A 20,430-nucleotide genomic window follows, 5' to 3' on the forward strand; every position below is an offset into this window, starting at 1 on the left:
GCAGCACCACACACCATCACAACCAGAACCGGCCACCTGCGCAGGCATCGCCCCAGGACGGACCGGCACCGACAAGGGAAACCGTCATGAGCAAGCCGGATCGCGCCTCACTCACCCAGCACCTCGCCTGGCAACGAATGAGACGCCCGCTGCGCTGGGCCGGCTGGACGCTGGCCGTCCTGCTGGTCCTTGCCGCGTTGAGCTGGGCCGCCCTGCCTGCTCTGGTGCGCAAGATCGCCGTCGATCAGACCCAGGCCCAGATCGGCCGCAAGCTGGAAATCGGCGAGATCGCCTTCAACCCCTTCAAGCTGGCCCTGCGCGCCTCCGACATCACACTCTATGAAGCCGATGGCACGCAGCCCTTCTTCAGCGCCAAGGGCTTGCTGGCCGACCTCTCGGCCGCCTCGCTGCTGCGCCTGGCACCGGTGCTGGACGAGATCAGGCTGACTACGCCGCAATTGCACGTGGTGCGGGTAGATGCCGAGGGCAGTGGCCATTACAACTTCTCCGACATCCTTGATCGCCTGGCCGCGCAGCCCAAGAGCGAAGGTCAGGCGCGCTTCTCGCTGGCCAACGTGCAACTGCAGGATGGACAGATCCGCTTCGAGGACAAGGTCAGCGGCAAGAACATCGACATCGCCGCGCTGCAGGTGGGCCTGCCCTTCATCTCCAACCTGCCGGGCAACATCGACAGCTTCGTGCAGCCGCAACTGTCGGCCACCATCAACGGTACGCCGCTGCACCTGAAGGGCCGCAGCAAACCCTTCGCCTCGACACAGGAATCGGCCTTCGCCATCGATATCGCCCAGCTCGACCTGGTGGGCTACCTGCCCTTCGTCCCTGCCGAATTACCGGTCGTCATCCAGAGTGCCAAGCTGAGCACCAAGCTGGATCTGGGTTTTACCCGCAAGGACGACAAGCCGACCGTCACCCTGGCAGGCGATGTGCGCCTGGATGACGTCGCTCTGCAGGACAAGACCCGCGCACCGTTGCTCAAAGCCAAGTCGGTAGCGCTGCAGGTGAAGCAATTTGACGTATTGGCCGCCAGCGGCGAACTGAACCAGCTCACGCTGGAGCAGCCGCAAGTCTGGGCCGGCATGAATGCGGGTGGCGAGATCAACTGGCAGCGTGCGCTGGCCGGTGGCGGCAGTGCCGGCGGCAAGAACAGCGCAGGTACCGCGAAGAAGGATGTCCCCGCTCCTGCGGCCAGCGCACCCCAGCCGGCGCCCCCCATCGTGCTGCAACAACTGACCGTGCGCGGCGGAGAAGTGAACTGGCGCGACGAAGCCAATGCGGCGCCTGCCCAATCGATCAAGCTGAGCAAGATCGACATCAACGCCACCCAGCTCTCTACCGCCGCTGATGCCAAGCCCGCGCACCTGACCCTGTCGGCGGTGGAAAACGGCCATGGCAAGCTGGCCTTCGACGGCCAGCTGCAGCCGCTCAAACCCGGGGTGGCAGGCAAGATCACGCTGGAGAACATCGACCTCGCCGGCTACCAGAATTACCTGTCACGCGCCCCCATCAGCGGCGTAGCCGGCAAACTCTCCGGGCAGACCACACTGCAGCTGCGTGACGGCCATCTCAAGCTCGACGACAGCAAGGTACAACTGGCCGACCTGCGCTTGACGCCCCCGGGCAAGGGCGCACAGCCACTGGCGCTGGAATCGCTCTCGCTGCAGGCACCCACGCTCACCGATACGCTGGACCAGGCCATTCCCTTCAAGCTGCAGGCGCGCTTCGACAAGAACGGCAGCGCCGATCTGGCCGGACAGGCTGCAGCGCACTTCAGGAGTGTGGCGCTGGATCTGGATGTGAAGGATTTGCCCATCACGCCCTTCCAGCACTATTTCACCGATGTACTCAATGTCACCATCAGCAGCGGCCTGGCCAGCGCCAAGGGCAAGCTGGAGCTGACGCCCCCGCTGGACGAACGCAAGCTGGCGTTGGATTACAAGGGCAGTGCCGCCATCACCAACCTGCGCATGCAGGACAAGCTGACTTCCACCGACTTCCTGCGCTGGCGCACGCTGCAACTGGCCGGCATCCAGGCCAAGTTGGGCGGACGTGCGCAGGTGGCGCTGGAGAAGGTGACGCTGTCCAACTTCTACGCTCGCGCCATCCTTTCCGAGAAGGGCCGCCTGAACCTGCAGGACATCGTGGTGGCCGATGCGCAGGAACAGGGCTCGATCACGGATGATGGCAAGAAGGGCGGCAAGCCTGCCAGCACGGCAAGCGCGCGCAAGACCGTCTCCGCCACCCCGGTCACGCCCGCTGCCGCGCCCGCGGATGCGCCCATCGTGCGGATCGGCCAGGTGGTGCTGGCAGGCGGCAACATCAACTACACCGACAATTTCGTCAAACCCAACTACACCGCCAACATGACGGGACTGTCCGGCAGCATCGGCCAGATCTCTTCGGAGAAACCGCAACCGGCCCCGGTCAACATCAGCGGCAAGATCGACAACGATGCGCCGCTGCAGATCTCGGGCTCGCTCAATCCGCTCTTCAAGCCCATGTACCTGGATCTCAAGGCCAGCGCCAACGGTGTGCAGCTGCCGCGCCTGACGCCCTACTCGGCCAAGTACGCCGGTTATCCGATCACCAAGGGCAAGCTCTCGATGGATGTGCAATACAAGATCGAGAACGACAAGCTGGTGGCCCAAAACGATTTGCGCATTGAACAGCTGAGCTTCGGCGAACGCGTGGACAGCCCGGATGCCACCAATCTGCCGGTGATGCTGGCGGTGTCGCTGCTGAAGGACCGCGATGGCAACATCAACCTGAACCTGCCGATCTCCGGCTCGCTGTCGGATCCGGAGTTTTCGGTCGGCGGCATCATCGTGCGGGTATTCGTGAACCTGATCGTCAAGGCCGTCACCTCGCCCTTCGCGCTGATCGGGTCGATGTTCCGGGCGGACGAGCACATTGGCGAGCTGCGCTACATCGAGTTCTCGCCGGGCTCCTCGGAAGTCACCGACGAGGTGCGCAAGAAACTGGATGCGCTGGGTTACGCGCTGCATGAGCGTCCGGGCATCAAGCTCGACATCACCGGCCGCGTCGATCCCCAGGTCGATGACCAGGGCCTGCGCCGCGAAGCGCTGGAACGTGCCATGCGCAGCCTCAAGCGTGCCGACCTGATCGCCAAGGAAGGCCAGCCGGCCGGGCCGGTGCGCGTGAGCGCGGCCGAGCGCGCCAAGTACCTGGAGCGCGTCTACAAGGATGCCAAGTTCGACAAGCCGCGCAACATGATCGGCCTGAGCAAGAGCCTGCCCGAGGCCGAGATGGAAAAGCTGATCCTCGAGCACACCGAGGTGACCAAGGATGACTTGCGCAACCTGGCCCAGCGCCGGGCCGACCAGGTGCGAAATTATTTGCAGGAACAGAGCGTGATCGATCCGGCGCGCATCTTCCTGATCGCACCCAAGCTGGATGGCGCGGGCATTCCTGAAAAGGAACCGAAGGCGCGGGTCGAGCTGACCATCCAGTGAGCAGGCGATGCGCCAGCGGGCGGCGCGGCTCTTGAAAAGCCATGCGCTGCCCATACAGTAGGGAGTAGGTTATAATTCACCTCCCGCTGAACAAGCGGGCGCCTCTTGAAGAGACTCGGAGAGAGGCAAGCGTAATACGCAAGTTCACGCGCCCAGCGGGATTTGCGAAGCTTCAACACCACGGGGCCGACTTGGTTTCGACAGGGGTTGCAAAGCGGAACAGGGCATGCCGAGGACTGGTTACCTCGTTAATCCATCCGGAACTGCTTAAATGCAAACGACGAATCTTACGCTCTCGCAGCGTAAATCGCACCTAGAAACCTAAGAAACTTCTAGCTCTACAGCACTTCTTCCCTGGGGTGTGCTGGCAACAGCGGTAGAGTCATTTACAGGGAATCGTGGCGTATGGGGTTACTTCATACGTCATTAAATCCAAGGTAACTCGTCCTGTCGAAGCGTGTGCGTCCGCGTCGCCAGGATCAAAACCAATTGACTGCACTACGCATGTAGAACTGTCTGTAGAGTGCTTCTGGACGCGGGTTCAATTCCCGCCGGCTCCACCAACACTAGTTCCAGGAGATCCTGGGATGTACAAAAACCGCCTAGAACCCACGTTCTAGGCGGTTTTTTCGTTCCAGGACGTCAATCGACATTCGTTGACATCCGACATATAGCGGGCGTAAGTTCCGGGGTATCTCATTAGCGCCCAAAAACCTACCTCCAATGCCTCTTACTGATATTGCAATCCGAAGCGCCATGTGTGCCGATTCTCGACTAAAGCTTTCCCATCATTACTAGACTGCGAATTATCTGAAAATAATTATCATGATGCCGACTATCGTAATGACTGCCGCTGCGAACAATATCCCAAGGGTGATCATCCAAGCTTTCTGAGAATCAGCTGTTTGCAAAAGAACTTCATGTTGAGCCAAGAGATTTTTATGTTTTCGCTCTTCTTTACGAACAGCTTCTTTCTCATTGTCCAATTGAATTCGAAGCGATTTAACACGTTCGCTCTCCGACTGGATCTTCTGCCTTTGTTCTTCAATTTGATCTTGCAGACTTTTCCGTTGTACGTCCGCAGTATCGCGCTGCTCAACGAGAGACTTTTCCAACGCAGCGTTACGAGCCATTAGCTCTTTATTTAGCTTCGCCAGAAAAGCGCGAGAACTTGGATCGCTGATTACTCGTCCGGCCAAGTACCCTCCGGACAAAACCCGCTTGATTCTTTCAACATGGTTAAATTCGCGTTCGCCGTTAGTTTCCCCATCGCTGAAGGGATAGTTAAACGTTTCGGGGACATCGACCTCTACCACTGCCACATCAGCCTGACGTAGTTGATCTTGTTTGGCTGCATGCACTGCGTTGGTATGATGAACTTCGATATACAGCTCATTCGACCATCTCAGGCCTAGAGCGCTATCAGATTCAAACCTGATAAAGACATCTTGTTGATTTTCTCGCAGAATTGACCCTCTCCATCTGACCCACCTTCCACCGCCTTCCGAAGGCTGCGACGCGGTCGTACGACCCCTTATAGCCTAACTCCTTAAGGTCCAGGAACATCTGTTTCAGGGTTCGTCTTTGCTTGCGAGATTTGACTGCCTCAGCGCTCAACCAGGCGGTGAGTTGGGGCGCGAATTCGTCCAGCGAACTGGATGATTTCCTGCTGGGATAGGAAGGCTCAATCGCCTCCGTTCGAATGTAGCGACGAACAGTGTTTCGGGAAATGTCGAGCCTGCGGGCGATCTCCCTAATCGATATGCGGTCTCTGATGTACCAGCGTCGAATGATTCCAAGTAGGGCCACGTCTATCACTCCGTTCTCCTGCTCGCTGTCATGAGCAGGATTGTGGTCTAAACATGGGTCAACTTAGGATGCAAATTTCCGGGGAAAGTGGGTCAGTTTTTAGTGCAATTCAACACTTATTGGCCAAATTGGCCGATCAGCGTTTCGCAATGGAGCGATTGCGTAGTATGGCGACCGTGCAGGCCCAAATGAGGGCTGAGATCATCAAGCACTTGTACGCGCATTTGCCAGTCGGCGCCTACGATTCCAACGAAATCAACATGAAGGCGGAAGCGGTGTTCTCCCATATATACAGCGCGGGCCTGGGCGGCGATGCACAGGTGGTTCATTGATTCGATAACGCAGCAGGACGCCCGGCCGCGGCCGGTCAACTGCTTTCGCGGTGCGGGAAATCCTTGGGCACGATTGCCCCTCCTTGCCCAAGGACCATAAAAAGACTATATTAAGTCCACCCCAATCAGGAGCACGTCCATGCGCTACTCATCCCAAGTCAAACCGATCAGCTATCTCAAGGCCAATGCCGCCGACGTGTTGACACATTTAGCCGAGCAGCGTCAGCCGTTGGTCATCACCCAAAATGGCGAAGCCAAGGCCGTTCTGCAAGACCTTGCTTCCTATGAAGAAACTCAGGAAACGCTCGCCTTGCTGAAAATCCTGGCGCTTGGCAATCAGGATGTGGCTGCCGGCAAGCTCACACCGGTAGGCGATGTCGTTGCCAGGCTGCGTGCCAAGCGTACGGCTGAATGAAGAAGAGCAAGTCTGCCAGATTCGAAGTCCTGCTGACCAAAGGGGCAGAGCGGGACCTGGAAGCCATCCATGACTACATCTCTGAATTCGACTGTGTGGCCAACGCCGACCATGTCCTCGATCAGTTGATGCATGTTGTAGAGAGTCTGTCGAGCTTCCCTGAACGTGGCAGCTTTCCAAAGGAGCTGGTCAGTCTTGGCATCAAAGAATATCGTCAGACTCTCTTCAAGCCTTACCGCGTGATCTACCGCGTGGCCGGGCAGCAGGTCCTGATTTACGTGATCGCAGACGGTCGCCGTGACATGCAATCCGTGTTGGCGGCGCGCCTGCTGAGCGCCTGAAGACGCTCCCGCAAGACGCACATCAATGCCTCACCGCCCCACACAAACAAAACTCCCCGCCTCATTCACGGACCCGCTCCCCCGATACTGCGGCCAAGCCGGATACCGGCACAGCGGCCGGCTGCGGCCCGGTACCACGGTGGTATCCACCACGATCTGATCCACCGGTGCCTTCCCCTGCTCCACCCATTGCTCCAGCGCAGTCAGTGAATCCCAGGACGCATTGAAAGCCGTACCAAACACGTGCCCATAGCCGGGGATCTCGTAATAACGCACGAAGCCTTCAAGCTGCTGTTCCCCCATCGCCTTCTGCAAGCGCCCCAGATACTGCCGCGTGGCCTGCGTGCTGACCAGCGCATCGGCCGTGCCATGCGCGATCAGGATCTTGCCGCCCTTGTTGCGGAAGGCCGAAAGATCGGTCTGATTCACATCCTGCAAGCCGTTCAACGCCACCACCCGCGCCTGATACCCGCCCGGCCGCAGCGGATCCAACGCCAGCGGATTGAAGTTAACATCGCGCGTAACGAAGTAGCGCACCCACTGATCCCAGAAGGTGCTGTGATACGGCGGACTGCCTTTGCTGCTCACGCCCGGCATCGGATTGGCGGGCTGCTCGGTGCCCAGCCCCAGTGTCTGGATGATGGCCTGGAAAGGACTGCCCGTGCCCATGCCCCAATCCGTGCCCCAGGTGTTGAATCCGGGATAGCGCGTCTCGCCGCTGGCCAGTGGATAAGGCAACTCCAGCGGCGTGCTGAAGACCTTGAAGGCAGCAATCTGTGCGTCCGACAGGCAACCGTCGCCGCCCTCGCCTCCGCCTTCGCAACGCAAGGGCTTGCCGTTGAGCGAGGCCGTGGCCGGATCGAAACGCGCATTGCAGGCATCAACGTTGCTGATGACGCCATCGGCCACGCCATCAAGACGGTCACACGCCGCCATGGCGGCATCGAACAGGAGCTTGCGCTTGGCCGCATCGGGATAAGCCCCCGGCTGCGCCATGGCCTGCGTCATGCGGCCAAACTGCAGGTTCAGTGCGACGGCATTCCAGGCCGGATACAAGGCAATCACGCCATCCACATCAGACGGCCAGCGACTGGCCATGGCCAGGGCTTCACGTCCGCCCGTGGAGCCGCCGGCGAAATACACCCGTGCAGGCCGCTGTCCATAATGGGCGGTGACGATGGCCAGCGCCGCGTCGCGCGTCTTCTTCAAGGCATCGCCCGCGAAATTGCGCAAGGCTTCGTCGTTGCTGCCAAACGAACCATCGCGCGACGTGGTGGCATTGGCCTGGTGGCCGGAATCGCTGGCAAAGGTGGCATAGCCGCGCCCCAAGGGACCGGGCTGCGTGGCCGCGCCGGCAGGGACGTTGGCGGCCACGTCCGGAATGGTGCCGTCATAGCCGCCGCCACCGAACATCAGGGCCTTTCCATTCCACTGCGCCGGCAGGTCCACCTGGAAGCGGATCGCCGGTGCAGCGGGATCGACCGGGCTGATCTCGCCACTCACCTTGCAGTAAGCACCAACAGCCTTGGCGCCCTCGCCGCTGGCAGCCACGCTCTCGGCGGCCGTCACGCGTGCGCCGCGCGTGGGCAGGCCAATGGCTGCGGCCGGAAGGGTGAAGGTACGCAAGGCGGCGCAGCTTTGTGGCGTGCTCGCCGGCGTGTCGGTGACAGGCTTCTCGGGCGCGCTGCTGCATGCGGCCAGCAGCGCGATGAGGCAAGGACTCAACAAGGCCGGATACAGCATGGGCCTGCGGGTGGTTCGTGGCATGGCGGTCTCCTGATGGTCTCAACGTTGTCTACGTAACGCTTGCACCGCCACACTATACGTCACTCAGGCGCACGCCCCTGCCAGGCATTCTCCAGCAAGGCCCGCAATGCCGTCCGCTCAAGCGGGCGCGGATTGGCATAGGCATTCTGCAGGGCGATGTCGGTGCAGCGATCCAGCTCCTCATGCGGCATGCCCAGCTCGCGCAGGGACAACGGTGCCTGCAGCCGGGCAGCCAATGCATGCACACCTTGCGCGGCATCGTCGGTCCCCAGGGCGCGCGCGATGCGCTGCATGGCTTCCGGTGCCGCCGGTGCGTTGTAGGCCAGCGCGTGCGGCAGGATCACGGTATGCGTCTCGGCATGCGGCAGGTTGTAGCTGCCGCCCAGCGTGTGGCACAGCTTGTGATGCAGTGACATGCCGACATTGCCCAGCACCGTGCCACACAGCCAGGCCCCATACAGACACTGGCTGCGCGCGGCCAGATCAGCGCTGCGTGCCACCAGCTGCGGCAAGCCCTCCGCCAGTGCGCGCAACCCCTCTTCGGCCAGCAGCGACATGATGGGGTTGGCATCCGGCGCATAGAGGCCTTCGGCTGCATGCGCCATGGCATTGATGCCGCTGGTCACCGACAGCTTCAGCGGCAAACCCGCGCTCAGTTCGGGATCGTAGATGACCGTGCGCGGCAGCACGCGCGCATCGCGCCCGGTCTTCTTGAGGCCGGCTTCGGTGATGCCATAGATGGGCGTCATCTCGCTGCCGGCATAGGTGGTCGGGATGGCCAGGATGGGCAGTTCGGATTCCAGTGCGATCGCCTTGCCCAATCCCATGGTGGAACCGCCGCCGATGGCGATGGCGCAGTCCGCACCGAGTTCGCGTGCGACTTCACGGGCATGGCGCGCGGTCTCGATGGGCACGTGCATGACGGCCTGGTCGAATATCCCGGCACAGCGCTCACCGATCAGGGCGGCGGCGCGCTCGGCCTCGGCGCGCTGGCCGGGCGTGCACAGCACGAGGGCGCGACGCGCGCCCAGCAGGTCGGTTTCGCGCACCAGGTGCTGCAGGCTGCCGGCACCGAAGATCACACGGGCGGCGGAACTGGTATAGGTAAAACTGTTGTTGGCAGGCAGGGACATGGCAGGATCAGGTGCGCTGAGGATTGAGGATGAAATCATAGTCCAGCGTGTAGAACGGTTGCTCACAGGTGCTGCCATCGGGCGCGCGTCCGGCCTCATGGCGCGGCCAGTCGGCGATGAGCGTGGAGCGCACGCCGAAAACGGCATCGGACTCCAGATACGCGTCCCCGCGGCGGAAGACATGGGTGATCAACGTCTCATAGCCCTCGGCCTGGATGCGGAAATGCAGGTGCGCCGGCCGCCAAGGATGACGACCCAGCGTCTCCAGCATCTTGCCGACCGGTCCGTCATGCGGGATCGGATACGAATTGGCGAGGATGCTACGGAAGTGGTAGCGTCCCTGCGCATCGGTATGCAGCGTGCCGCGCGCCTGCAACTGGTCGAGGTCGGGATACTGGACGTCATAGAAACCATCCTCATCGGCTTGCCACACTTCCATCCTGGCATGCGCGACGGGCTGGCCATCGCGCCCGCGCACGCTGCCGCTGACGAAGCAGGGCTGGCCCTTGGCGCCGTTGGAGATATCCGCACCCAGCGGATAGACCGGCGAATTCTCCACGTGGAAGGGACCGAATACGGTCGCCTCAGTGCAGCCGGCGGGCTTGTGATTCTGCTGCGCCATCACCAGCGCCGACAGTCCCAGGGTATCGGACAGGAGGATGAATTCCTGGCGCTTGTCGGAACACAGCTGCCCGGTCTCGGTGAGGAAGCGGATGCCCTCGAACCATTCCTCCTCGGTCAGTTGTACCTCGCGCGCGAAGGCGTGCAGGTGCTGCACCAGGCTGGTCATGATCTGGCGCAGCCGTTCATCGGGCATGCCGGCATGGCGCGCCAGCACGGCCTGGGTAATGGTGTCTTCATTGAGATTGAGCATGGTCTCCTCGTCGCTGTTGTGTGTTGTGCGTGTGTGTTGTGATTGGACTGATTTTTCCGCTGAGCGGTAATATAGGTCTTATCTTTTCGCAGATATATGACGAAAGTGGAAAACTGTTTTCCACTTCGGCCCGCTCCCTTCCCCGGAAAGCCCGTCCCATGGACCGCTGGAATCAATTCGAACTCTTCGTGCAGGTGGCCGAGCTGGGCAGCCTCTCGCGCGCCGCCGAGGCGCTGGGGATGTCCAATGCTGCCGCCAGCCGCAGCCTGGCCGCGCTGGAGGAGCGCCTGGGCGCGCGCCTGGTGGAACGCAGCACGCGCCGGCTGGCGCTGAGCCAGGCGGGCGAGGCCTTCTATCGCCACTGCAAGGCGGCGCTCACGCAGATGAAGGAAGCCGAAGCCCTGGTCAATGCCAACAGCGTCGCCCCCGGCGGCCTGCTGCGGGTGACTTCCTCGCTGTCCTTCTGCATGAAGCACATCAGCCCGCTGCTGCCTCGCTTTCATCGTCTCTATCCGGACATCACGCTGGAGGTGGTCGCGGCCAACCGCTACGTCGACCTGCTCGACAGCGGCATCGATGTCGCCATCCGCACCCGCGAGTTCGAGCCGGATTCCAATATCGCCGTGCGCCGGCTGGCCGCCACGCGCCGCATCCTGGCGGCTTCGCCCGGCTATCTCGCCGCTCGCGGCGTGCCGCGCGCGCTCGATGACCTGGCCGCGCACGACCTGCTGGTGTACAGCCACTCCAACCATCCCAACCTGCTGCACTTCACCCATCGCGATGGCCGCGAACGGCAGCTCGACATCACTGCCCTGATGCAGTCCAACGATGGCCAGATCATCCGCGCGGCAGCACTGGAAGGCCTGGGCATCCTGATCCAGCCCAACTACATCATCTATGACGACGTCGTCGCGGGCCGCCTGGTGCCAGTGCTGGACGAATGGGACCTGCCGCGCCTGACCATCAACATCGCCTACCAGGGCCGCAAGCATCTGCCGGCCCGAGTGCGCGTCTTCGTCGACTTCCTGCTGCAGCATTTCGAGGAAATGGACTATGAGCGCAAGTGGACACGATGAGCAGCGCTGCGCACGATTTTTTCCGTACACCCCACCGCCAATACCGATTGGTAAATATTAAATACCGATCAGTATCTTTTATCTTATACTGGTAGTAATCTTGTTGCCCGAGGTGTTGCTGACACCTCGTCACTGTATTGCTGATCGCCTTGCAGACTGTATTGCCAAGGCTCTCAGCGTGTACTGAAGAACACCGCCGACTGTATTGGCGGCATGCAGCGCACTGTATTGCTCGCTGACAAGACTGTGATGCCGCTTCTTGCCCATGAGGAGACCCCCGATGCCCGATGCCACCGTTCGCTCCCTTGATCTGCAACAGGGTCTGCGCCAGCAGCACCTGCGTCTGACCTGCTGCGCGCTGTTCCTGATGGCGCTGTTGACCCTCTGGCCCGGCCGCGCCGCACACGCTGCACAACCCTGGCGCGAAGCCTTGCCCGCGCAGATCCAGACCGTGGGCAGCGGCACCATGACCTGGCTGGGTTTCCGCATCTATCAGGCCACGCTGTGGGCAGCGCAGAAGCCGCTGGATGAAAGCCAGCCCTTTGCCCTGCAACTCGACTACAAGGTCAAGATCAGCCGCGACAAGCTGGCCTCCACCTCCATTGAAGAGATCCAGCGCATGAGCCCGGCCCCCATCGCCGGGCCGAAGCTGGCGCGCTGGAAAAGCGAACTGAACCGCGCCTTCGTCGACGTCGCCGACGGCGACGAGCTGGTCGGTGTCTACCTGCCCCAGCGCGGCATGCGCCTGTATGACCGCGACAAGATGCTGGCCGAGATCGCCGATCCCGAACTGGCCCGCTCTTTCTTCAACATCTGGCTGGGCCAGCCCAGCCGCGATGAAAGCCTGCGCCGACGCCTGCTCGGGGAAACGCCTTGAGCACAGCCCCGCAGCCCGCAACGCCCCCCTCCGCGCGCCTGAGCAATGCCGCCTACGGCCTGCTGGGCGCGCCGCTGGCAATGGCCGCGCTGCCGCTGTTCGTGCAGATCCCGGCTTACTACGCCAGCCATGTCGGCGTGGCCCTGGCACCGCTGGGTTGGGTGCTGTTCGCCGCGCGCCTGCTGGACATGCTGCAGGATCCCCTGTTTGGTCACTTGCTGGATCGCTCGGCGCAACGCCAGAAGCGCTGGATGGCGGCTGCCGGGGTGGTGCTTGCAGTTGCCTTCATCTGTCTCTGGAAGCCACCCTCCACGCCGCAGGCGGCCATGGTGTGGCTGGTGGCGATGCTGGTGCTGGCCTATGGCGCGCACAGCATGCTGAGCATCGCCTATCTGTCGTGGGGCTCGCGCCTGCCGGAGCAAGGCATGCGCGCCGTTCCCTGGCGTGAAGGTGCGGGGCTGGCCGGCGTGATCCTGGCCAGTGTGGTGCCGGTCGGCATCCTGGCTGCAGATCCGGCGCTGATCGACCAGCGCATTACCTGGTACTGCCTGTTCTTCGGCGCAGTGCTGGGCGTGGCGCTGCTGTTGCTGCTGCGCCAGCCGGCTCCGCCGATGATGGCGCAGGGCGAGCGCTGGGTCGTATCGCTGCGCGGGCTGTGGGCCAACCGGGCGTTTCGTTCGCTGCTGCCGCCCTATCTGCTCAATGCCCTGTCGGCCGCGATCCCGGCTACGCTGGCGCTATTCTTCATCGAGGATCAATTGCAGGAACGTGCGCTGGCTGGCGGCTTTCTTGCAGCCTACTTCGGTGCCGCCGCATTGGGACTGCCGCTCTGGAGCGCGCTGGCACGCCGCTTCGGCACCATCGCCTGCTGGCGTCAGGCCATGCTGCTCTCCATTGCCGGCTTTGTCGGTGCGGTCCTGCTGGGGCCGGGCGACCGCTGGGCGTTTCTGCTGGTGTGCCTGGCCACCGGTGCTGCACTGGGTGCCGACCTGTTGCTGCCCCCCGTCCTGCTGGCGCGCGTGGTCACGCAGCGCGCTTCGGTGGGCGCCGCCTTCGGCATCCTGACCATGCTGGGCAAGCTGGCCCTGGCGCTGGCGGGCATCGCCCTGCCACTGCTGTCAGCCCTCGATTACCAACCCGGACAAGGGCCCAGCAGCAGCCTGCCGCTGGTCTACGCGGCCCTGCCTTGCGTGCTGAAACTGGCGGCGTTCTTGGCGCTGGGGCGCTATGGCCGTCAGCACGCTGCCTGAGCAATTTCCCGTTCGCTGATCATGAAGAAAAAGACCGATGCGCAAGCCTCTCCCGCCTCCACCCTGCGCCTGATCCTGGGCGATCAGTTGAATGCACAGCATTCCTGGTTCGACCACGCCGATCCCGAGGTGGTCTACGTGCTCATGGAAGTGCGTTCCGAAACCGACTACGTGCTGCATCACGCGCAAAAGATCTTGGCCATCTTCGCGGCCATGCGGGCCTTCGGCGAGCAGTTGCGCGCGGGCGGCCACCGGGTGCGCTATATCCGTCTGGATGATCCCAGCAACCGCCAGTCGCTCGTGGACAATCTCGATGCCCTGGCCGCGCACTACCAGGCCACCCGCGTTGAATGGCAGGCACCGGATGAATGGCGCGTCGACCAGGCCCTGCAGCAATGGGGCGACACCTGGGCGCAGGCCCATCAGGGCCAGACCGCCGTGGTCGACAGTGAACACTTCCTCACTGCGCGCAATGAATTGCCGCGCCTCTTTGAAGGCCGCAAGCAATGGCTGATGGAGCATTTCTATCGCCAGATGCGCCGCCGCTTCGAACTGCTGCTCGATGCCGATGGCAAGCCCGAAGGCGGCCAATGGAATTTCGACCACGACAATCGCAAGCGCTGGCCCGGCAATCCGCCCGAGCCCCGGGATTGGCGCCAGCCGCACGACCATGGCGTCCTGTGGGAGATGCTGCAGGCACAAGGTGTGCGCAGCTTCGGCGAGCCCCAGGCCACGCAGCTGCGCTGGCCGCTGGACCGTACCGAAGCCCTGCAGCACCTGGATCACTTCATCACCACCGTGCTGCCGCACTTCGGCGACTATGAAGATGCCATGAGCAGCAAGGCCCGGCGCCTGTTCCACTCGCTGCTGTCCTTCGCGCTCAATGTGAAGATGCTGCATCCGCTGGAAGTGGTGCGCCGCGCCGAGGAGGCCTGGCGGGAAGGCAAAGCGCCGCTGGCGGCGGTGGAAGGTTTCATTCGCCAGATCATCGGCTGGCGGGAATATGTGCGTGGCATCTACTGGTCGCAGATGCCCGGCTATGACGAGCGCAACGCACTGGCGCACCGCCTGCCGCTACCGGCCTGGTTCTGGACCGGACAAACCCGCATGAACTGCCTGCGCCACGCCATCGGCCAGTCGCTGGAGACGGCCCATGCGCATCACATCCAGCGCCTGATGGTGATCGGCAATTTCGCCCTGCTGGCCGGGCTCGATCCCAAGGAACTGCACCATTGGTACCTGGGCATCTACATCGATGCCTTCGAGTGGGTGGAACTGCCCAACACCCTCGGCATGAGCCAGTGGGCCGATGGCGGCATCATCGCCACCAAACCGTATGTCAGCAGCGCCGCCTACATCGGCCGCATGAGCGATTATTGCCAGGGCTGCGCCTACGATCCCAAGCAGAAAACCGGCGCCGACGCCTGCCCCTTCAATGCCCTGTACTGGGATTTCTTCCTGCGCCATCAATCCACCTTCGGCAACAACCCGCGCATGGGCATGGCCTATCAGCAGATCAAAAAAATGCAGCCCGACGATGTCCAGGCCCTGCAACAACGCGCGGCCGACCTGCGCAGCCAACTCGACACCCTCTGAACCCGCACCGGCAGGCGCTCCCGGCGCGCGATAATTGCTGCCGGCTGCGGTAAACGCAGGCAAAATACACAAAATCTGACGAACTCACGAAATTCTCTGCATAATGGGCCGTCAAAGGCTTGCCCATGGGCAGCACTGTTGCTTTTCGTCGAAAACCGATTATACCGAATTCAAATTCTATCTAATGAATTTGATTTATTTGTGTAAAATACCGATAATGAATTTATGAAAACCGCAAAGACAAGCAGCTCCGAGGTGTGCACCACGCAGGAAGCGGCGCACATCCTGGGCATCTCGGTGTCCTCCGTCCAGCAGTTGGTGGAGGCCGGCATCATTGAGGCCTGGAAGACCAAGGGCGGGCACCGCCGCATTCCGCTGGCGGCGGTGCATGCCTACAAGTCCACGCCGGGCTCCTCGTCGTCCGGCGATACGGCCGAGCACGGACGCAGCAGTCCGGCAGCGCGTCCCGGCAACGGCCGCACCGCCGTGCTGGTGATCGAGGACAACCGCCTGCAGCGCGAGCTGTATGCCGGTGCCCTCGGCTCTTGGGGCTTGCCGCTGGATCTGGTGTATTGCGACAACGGTTACAAGGCGCTGCTGGAGATCGCGCGCAGCAAACCCGACGTGGTGCTGGCCGATATCGTAATGGAAGGCATGGATGGCTACGAAGTGGTCAAGACCATCCTCCACGATCCGGAGCTGCAGGATGTGAGCATCGCCATCGTCAGCAGCCTGGATGCGGAAGAGATGGCCATGCGCGGCGGTATTCCGGCCGGGGTGGTGTTCTTCCCCAAACCGGTCAATTTTGATGAATTGCGCGGTTACATGCGGGCCTGCTGTGCCCGCAGGGAGCGCGAGACCCGCTAAGGGATCAACCAGGAAAGGCCCGCAGTGCCATGGATGACCGGAAACACCCCCCTCTCCCCCTCCGGTTCGCGCGCATCGACCTGCGCCTGGCCCTGGGCCTGTTTTCGCTGTTGCTGATCTGCGGTCTCTGGCTGGGGGCGTTCAAGGAACTCAACGCCAGCCGCGAGAACCATCTGCAGGATGCCCGCCGCGATGCCCAGTCGCTGTCGCGGCTGTTCCTCGAACACGCCTACCGCACCATCGAGGCCGCCGACCAGGCCGCCCTCTACCTGCGCTATCGCTATGCAGAGCGCGGCCAGTCGCTGGACCTGGCTACCGAGATCTCCAACGGCCTGGTGGCGCGCAATGTCTACAACCTCTTCACCATCGTCGATGCCAAGGGTGACGTGGTGCTCTCCAGCAAGCCCTTCACGCCGCTGAACCTGGCCGACCGCGAGCACGTACAGGTGCACATGCAGGGTGGCGAGGACAAGCTGTTCATCAGCAAGCCGGTGCTCGGGCGCGTCTCCAAGAAATGGTCGCTGCAGCTGACCCGCCGCATCAACCGTCCTGACGGCGGCTTTGGCGGCGTGATCGTGGTGTCCATCGATCCCCAGTACTTCACCAGCCTGTACCACCAGATCGATGTCGGTCATCATGGCGTGATCACGCTGGTCGGGGCCGATGGCACCGCGCGCGTGCGCCGCACCGGCGACATGGACGCCATGGGCGAGCAGGTCAACGGCGGCAAAGTCTATGCGGCCATGCTGGCGCAAGGAAGCGGCGTGATCGACGCGTTCAGCCGGGTCGACGGGCGCGAGCGCATCTACGCCTTCCACAAGCTGCGCGACTATCCGCTCTACGCCTCGGTGGGCATCGATATCGAAGAGCGCCTGGCCCCCTATTACCGTGAACGCAACCGGACCTTGACGCTGGCGACCCTGATCACCCTGGCCGTGCTGATCTTCAATGCCGTCCTGATCTGGATGGCCGGCTCGCTGGTGCGGAGCCGCCAGGAAGCCATGCAGGCCAGCCAGGCCAAGTCGCGCTTCCTGTCCAACATGTCGCATGAATTCCGTACCCCGCTCAACGGCGTGCTGGGCTATTCGGATGCGCTGCGTGAGGAACTGGGCGAGTCGCCGCTGGCGCAATACGCCACCGCCATCCATGACAGCGGCAACCGCCTGCTGGAACTGGTCGAGTCCATCCTCGAAGTGACCGCCCTGGAAGACCGCCGCGTGGCCGTGCATCGGGAACCGGAGAACATCCGCGAACTGGTCAGCCATGCCATCGCCCGCCATTACCAGGCAGCCCAGACCAAGGGCCTGCAGCTGGAATGCCGTATCAGCGACGACGTCCCGCAGATCATCGTATGCGACCAGCGCAAGGTCCTGCGCGTGCTGGAAAACCTGATCGGCAATGCCGTGCGCTATACCGACACCGGGCGCGTGCTGGTCGAAGTCGATCGCAGCAGCGACCAGCTGGACATCCGTATCAAAGACACCGGCATCGGCATTCCCGCCGGGCAAGTCGATACCATCTTCGAGAAGTTCACCCAGGCCGATGACAGTGAGCGCCGCGCCAAGGACGGCGCGGGCCTCGGGCTGACCATCGCGCAACGGCTGGTGACGCTCATGGGGGGCCAACTCATGTTACAGTCCAAACAACATCAAGGATCGACGTTCAGCTTCACATTGCCGCTGCAAGAGCCGAAGTAAATCGGCCGCCAAGCCATGAGAACAGAGGGGATTACCGTGCAACTGGGCCAGTCACTGACCGATTATCACCACATCGACCCGAGCCAACTGCTGGAAGCGGTGGGCGGGGACACCGGCACCGTCGCCTCACTGGCGCGCACCTTCGCCGACAGCGCGCCGGCCATTTTTGCCCGGCTGGAGCAGGCCGCCCGGGATGGCGATGCCGAGCGCAGCCGGCACGAAAGCCATAGCCTCAAAGGCATGAGTGCCATGTTTCAGGCCCAGGTACTGACAATGCTGCTGCAGCAGACCGAACAGGCCGCCCGCAACGGCCAGACGCCGCGTCCGGAAGAACTGGCGCAATTGCAGGCCAGCTTCGCGCTGGTGCTGGATGAAATCGGGCGCTGCGCGCGCTCCCTCCCCCAGTCCTGACCTGCACGGGCGCATCTTCCCTGCCCGCCCTGCCCATGACGCCATCCACGCCCGCTCCCGGCTCGCCGCCCGCACCGCCGCGCATCCGCAAATCCGCCGTCACGCTCGGTGCCCTGCTGTTGGGGCTGCTGACGGCGACCGTCATCATTTCCGGCAGCCTGCTGTACCGCGCCAGCCTCAACGACTGGCGCAACGATCTGGCCACGCTGTCCACGGTGCTGGCCGAAAGCACCGCCCAGACCATCTCCTCGGCCCGGCTGGTACTGGATAGCATCCAGTCCGACATCGAAGCCGCCAACGTCAGCGATGACGCCCAGTTGCGCGAACACGTCAGCACGCCCGAGTACTCCCGGACCATGCGCGAAAAGATCCGCGGCCTGCCCTTCATCTCGGGCATCGGCATCAGCAATGCGCAGGGCCGCATCATCAGCCTGTCCCGCGTATTTCCGCCGCCACCGCTGGACCTCACCGACCGCGACTACTTCTTTCATCACAGCCAGAATGCCTCGACCGAGGATTTCCTGAGCGAAACGGTCAATTCGCGCGCGGCGGGCGTACCCACCTTCTATCTCACCCGCCGCATCAATGATCGCCAGGGCCGCATGCTGGCCATCGTGGTGGTGGCGCTGCCCTGCGCGTTCTTTGAAGATTTCTTCAGTGCGGTGACCAAGGACAAACCCTTTTCCATCCTGCTCGCGCGCGAGGACGAGAAACCCCTGATCGCCACCGCCCTGGTGCACGACAACACCGTGCGGCGCGACATCAAACCGCTGGCCGACCTGCACCTGCCGCGCCCGCCCGGCACCGACGCCAAGCAACCCTATTACTTCATGCAAGCCCACTGGCTGGGCATCCACCGGCCGGTGCGCAATGCGCCGATATATCTGGAAATCGGTGTGACCGACAAGGTCTATTTCAGCGAATGGCTGGAATCGATGTATCCCTTGATGCTGGTGGCTGCCATCAGTCTGGTCGGCCTCATCGGCGGCTTCGGCGTGGCCCTGCGCCAGGTCCAGCGGCGCGAACAGGATGCGCAGCTGGCCCTGGAACTGAAGGAAGAAGCGGACCATGCCAACGAGGCCAAGTCGCGTTTCCTGGCGATGGTCAGCCATGAAATCCGCACCCCGATGAACGGCATCCTGGGCCTGTCCGAACTGCTGATGGAATCGGGCCTGTCGAGCAAACAGCAGCACTATGCCGACAGCATCCACAACGCCACCGGCGGACTGGTGCGCATCATCAACGACATCCTCGATTTTTCCAAGATCGAATCCGGCAAGCTTGATCTGGAGGGCGTGGCCTTCCACCCGGCGCGGCTGGTGCGCGAGGTGGCCGAACTGTACCGGCCCTCGATCCACAACAAGGACGTGCAGCTGGATGTGCGCATCGATTGCGACGACGCGCTCTGTCTGGTCGGCGACCCCTCGCGCCTGAAACAGGTGCTGGGCAACCTGCTGAGCAATGCCATCAAATTCACCCAGGCCGGCTATGTGCGGCTGAGCATGTCGGCGCAACGTGAAGAAGAAAGTCCGGAGCGCTGGCGGCTCTTCTTCGCCATCGCCGACAGCGGCATCGGCATTGCCCCGGAAGCGCTGGCCCAGCTGTTCCAGCCCTTCACCCAGGCCGACACCTCGATTTCGCGCCGCTTCGGCGGCACCGGGCTGGGCCTGGCCATCAGCAAGAATCTGGTGGAACTGATGGGCGGCAAGATCGCCTGCCAGAGCGTGCCGGGCCAGTCCACCAAATTCAGTTTCGACATCCTCTGCCCGGAAGGGGTGGCGGAAGCCCGCCCGGACGCGGCCCCGGAGACGGTAATGAAGAATAAGGCTTCACTTGCACCGGAAGCCACCGCCAGTGCGGCCTCCTTCCCGCCAGCACCTCCCGCGCAGATGCCCCCGCTGTCCGCGCTCACCCCTGCGCCTGCACCTGCTCCGTCGCCTGCGCCTGCCTCTTCCGCCCTCACCGGTGCGCGCATCCTGGTGGCCGAAGATACCGAAATCAACCGCCAGCTACTGCGCATTCTGCTGGCGCGCCGCGGCTGCATCCTGGAAGAGGTGGAAAACGGCCAACTGGCCCTGGATGCCCTGCGCAGCGGCAACTATGACCTGGTGCTGATGGATTGCATGATGCCGGTCATGGACGGCTACCAGGCCACCGCCGAAATCCGTGCCTTCGAACAGGCCAACGGGCGTCCGCGCACGCCCATCATCGCCCTCACCGCCAGCGCCATCGAAGGCGACCGCCAGCGCTGCCTCGATGCCGGCATGGACGACTACCTCAGCAAGCCCTTCACCCAGGTCGGCCTGATGAATGCCGTGGAAAAGTGGCTGCAAAAAACCTGAGATCGATAAACCTGAGTTGAATTCAGGAAAATCCTTGCGGAAATAAAACAACTGATTAAATCGTTTTATTTGATTTATTTGTTTAGCCGTCTTATGATGGTTCCTGAGCGCACATGAATATTCCAACACTGCGCATTGATCAGGAGTGTCAT

Annotated in this window: 16 protein-coding genes, 1 other RNA gene and 1 pseudogene; 13 read left to right on the top strand and 5 right to left on the bottom strand. The window is 62.5% G+C overall.

The window, feature by feature from the left end; translation table 11 throughout:
* Nucleotides 1–86 precede the first annotated feature (86 nt).
* Together ACWFUC_RS24725 and ssrA are read left to right on the top strand one after the other, a co-directional pair.
* Entirely contained in the window at nucleotides 87–3,491 is a 3,405-nt protein-coding gene (locus ACWFUC_RS24725; RefSeq protein ID WP_489623682.1) for a DUF748 domain-containing protein, read from the top strand.
* A 182-nt stretch (nucleotides 3,492–3,673) separates the two neighbouring features.
* Nucleotides 3,674–4,054, top strand: a transfer-messenger RNA (tmRNA) gene (gene ssrA / locus ACWFUC_RS24730).
* A 243-nt stretch (nucleotides 4,055–4,297) separates the two neighbouring features.
* Here ssrA and ACWFUC_RS24735 read toward each other — a convergent pair.
* Both ACWFUC_RS24735 and ACWFUC_RS24740 read right to left on the bottom strand, forming a co-directional pair.
* Complete coding sequence (locus ACWFUC_RS24735; RefSeq protein WP_489623683.1) at nucleotides 4,298–4,852, bottom strand: hypothetical protein; 555 nt, start codon at nucleotides 4,850–4,852, stop codon at nucleotides 4,298–4,300.
* Nucleotides 4,853–4,982: 130 nt separating this feature from the next.
* A pseudogene (locus tag ACWFUC_RS24740) lies at nucleotides 4,983–5,309 on the bottom strand (helix-turn-helix domain-containing protein); the annotation flags it as partial.
* Nucleotides 5,310–5,467: 158 nt separating this feature from the next.
* On the opposite strand from ACWFUC_RS24740, the gene ACWFUC_RS24745 reads away from it, so the two are divergent.
* The 3 genes from ACWFUC_RS24745 to ACWFUC_RS24755 all read left to right on the top strand — a co-directional run bounded on the left by ACWFUC_RS24745 (nucleotide 5,468) and on the right by ACWFUC_RS24755 (nucleotide 6,388).
* Nucleotides 5,468–5,632, top strand: coding sequence for a hypothetical protein (locus ACWFUC_RS24745; RefSeq protein ID WP_489623684.1), 165 nt, complete (start codon nucleotides 5,468–5,470; stop codon nucleotides 5,630–5,632).
* A 139-nt stretch (nucleotides 5,633–5,771) separates the two neighbouring features.
* Nucleotides 5,772–6,047 (top strand): type II toxin-antitoxin system Phd/YefM family antitoxin, encoded by a 276-nt coding sequence (locus tag ACWFUC_RS24750; protein WP_259433091.1) that lies wholly within the window; start codon nucleotides 5,772–5,774, stop codon nucleotides 6,045–6,047.
* A complete protein-coding gene (locus tag ACWFUC_RS24755; RefSeq protein ID WP_489623685.1) occupies nucleotides 6,044–6,388 on the top strand; it encodes a type II toxin-antitoxin system RelE/ParE family toxin in 345 nt (114 codons plus the stop codon). The genes ACWFUC_RS24750 and ACWFUC_RS24755 overlap by 4 nt, the downstream gene beginning before the upstream one ends.
* 30 nt (nucleotides 6,389–6,418) lie before the next feature.
* On the opposite strand, the gene ACWFUC_RS24760 is transcribed toward ACWFUC_RS24755, so the two are convergent.
* Genes ACWFUC_RS24760 through ACWFUC_RS24770 form a run of 3 tightly spaced genes read right to left on the bottom strand, consistent with a single transcriptional unit; the run spans nucleotide 6,419 to nucleotide 10,162 of the window.
* Entirely contained in the window at nucleotides 6,419–8,155 is a 1,737-nt protein-coding gene (locus ACWFUC_RS24760; protein ID WP_489623686.1) for a tannase/feruloyl esterase family alpha/beta hydrolase, read from the bottom strand.
* A gap of 59 nt (nucleotides 8,156–8,214) precedes the next feature.
* On the bottom strand, nucleotides 8,215–9,288 hold the full coding sequence (locus ACWFUC_RS24765; RefSeq protein WP_489637388.1) for a maleylacetate reductase: 1,074 nt from the start codon (nucleotides 9,286–9,288) through the stop codon (nucleotides 8,215–8,217).
* Nucleotides 9,289–9,295: 7 nt separating this feature from the next.
* Entirely contained in the window at nucleotides 9,296–10,162 is an 867-nt protein-coding gene (locus tag ACWFUC_RS24770) for an intradiol ring-cleavage dioxygenase (protein WP_489623688.1), read from the bottom strand.
* Between the two features lie 158 nt (nucleotides 10,163–10,320).
* Between ACWFUC_RS24770 and ACWFUC_RS24775 the strand changes: the two genes are divergently transcribed.
* From ACWFUC_RS24775 to ACWFUC_RS24810, 8 genes are all read left to right on the top strand, one after another.
* Nucleotides 10,321–11,238: a LysR family transcriptional regulator gene (locus tag ACWFUC_RS24775; RefSeq protein WP_489623689.1), complete on the top strand. Its 918-nt coding sequence runs from the start codon at nucleotides 10,321–10,323 to the stop codon at nucleotides 11,236–11,238.
* A gap of 280 nt (nucleotides 11,239–11,518) precedes the next feature.
* Nucleotides 11,519–12,115, top strand: coding sequence for a chalcone isomerase family protein (locus tag ACWFUC_RS24780; RefSeq protein WP_489623690.1), 597 nt, complete (start codon nucleotides 11,519–11,521; stop codon nucleotides 12,113–12,115).
* Complete coding sequence (locus ACWFUC_RS24785) at nucleotides 12,112–13,365, top strand: MFS transporter (RefSeq protein ID WP_489623691.1); 1,254 nt, start codon at nucleotides 12,112–12,114, stop codon at nucleotides 13,363–13,365. Before ACWFUC_RS24780 ends, ACWFUC_RS24785 begins: the two co-directional genes overlap by 4 nt.
* Nucleotides 13,366–13,386: 21 nt before the next feature.
* Entirely contained in the window at nucleotides 13,387–14,961 is a 1,575-nt protein-coding gene (locus ACWFUC_RS24790; RefSeq protein WP_489623692.1) for a cryptochrome/photolyase family protein, read from the top strand.
* Between the two features lie 225 nt (nucleotides 14,962–15,186).
* Nucleotides 15,187–15,828: a response regulator gene (locus ACWFUC_RS24795; protein WP_489623693.1), complete on the top strand. Its 642-nt coding sequence runs from the start codon at nucleotides 15,187–15,189 to the stop codon at nucleotides 15,826–15,828.
* A gap of 29 nt (nucleotides 15,829–15,857) precedes the next feature.
* Entirely contained in the window at nucleotides 15,858–17,525 is a 1,668-nt protein-coding gene (locus tag ACWFUC_RS24800; protein WP_489623694.1) for a sensor histidine kinase, read from the top strand.
* Between the two features lie 36 nt (nucleotides 17,526–17,561).
* Complete coding sequence (locus ACWFUC_RS24805; RefSeq protein WP_489623695.1) at nucleotides 17,562–17,936, top strand: Hpt domain-containing protein; 375 nt, start codon at nucleotides 17,562–17,564, stop codon at nucleotides 17,934–17,936.
* 35 nt (nucleotides 17,937–17,971) lie between these two features.
* Nucleotides 17,972–20,278, top strand: coding sequence for a hybrid sensor histidine kinase/response regulator (locus ACWFUC_RS24810; protein ID WP_489623696.1), 2,307 nt, complete (start codon nucleotides 17,972–17,974; stop codon nucleotides 20,276–20,278).
* The last annotated feature ends 152 nt before the right edge of the window (nucleotides 20,279–20,430 follow it).

Source organism: Herbaspirillum sp. Her4, from assembly GCF_057961335.1.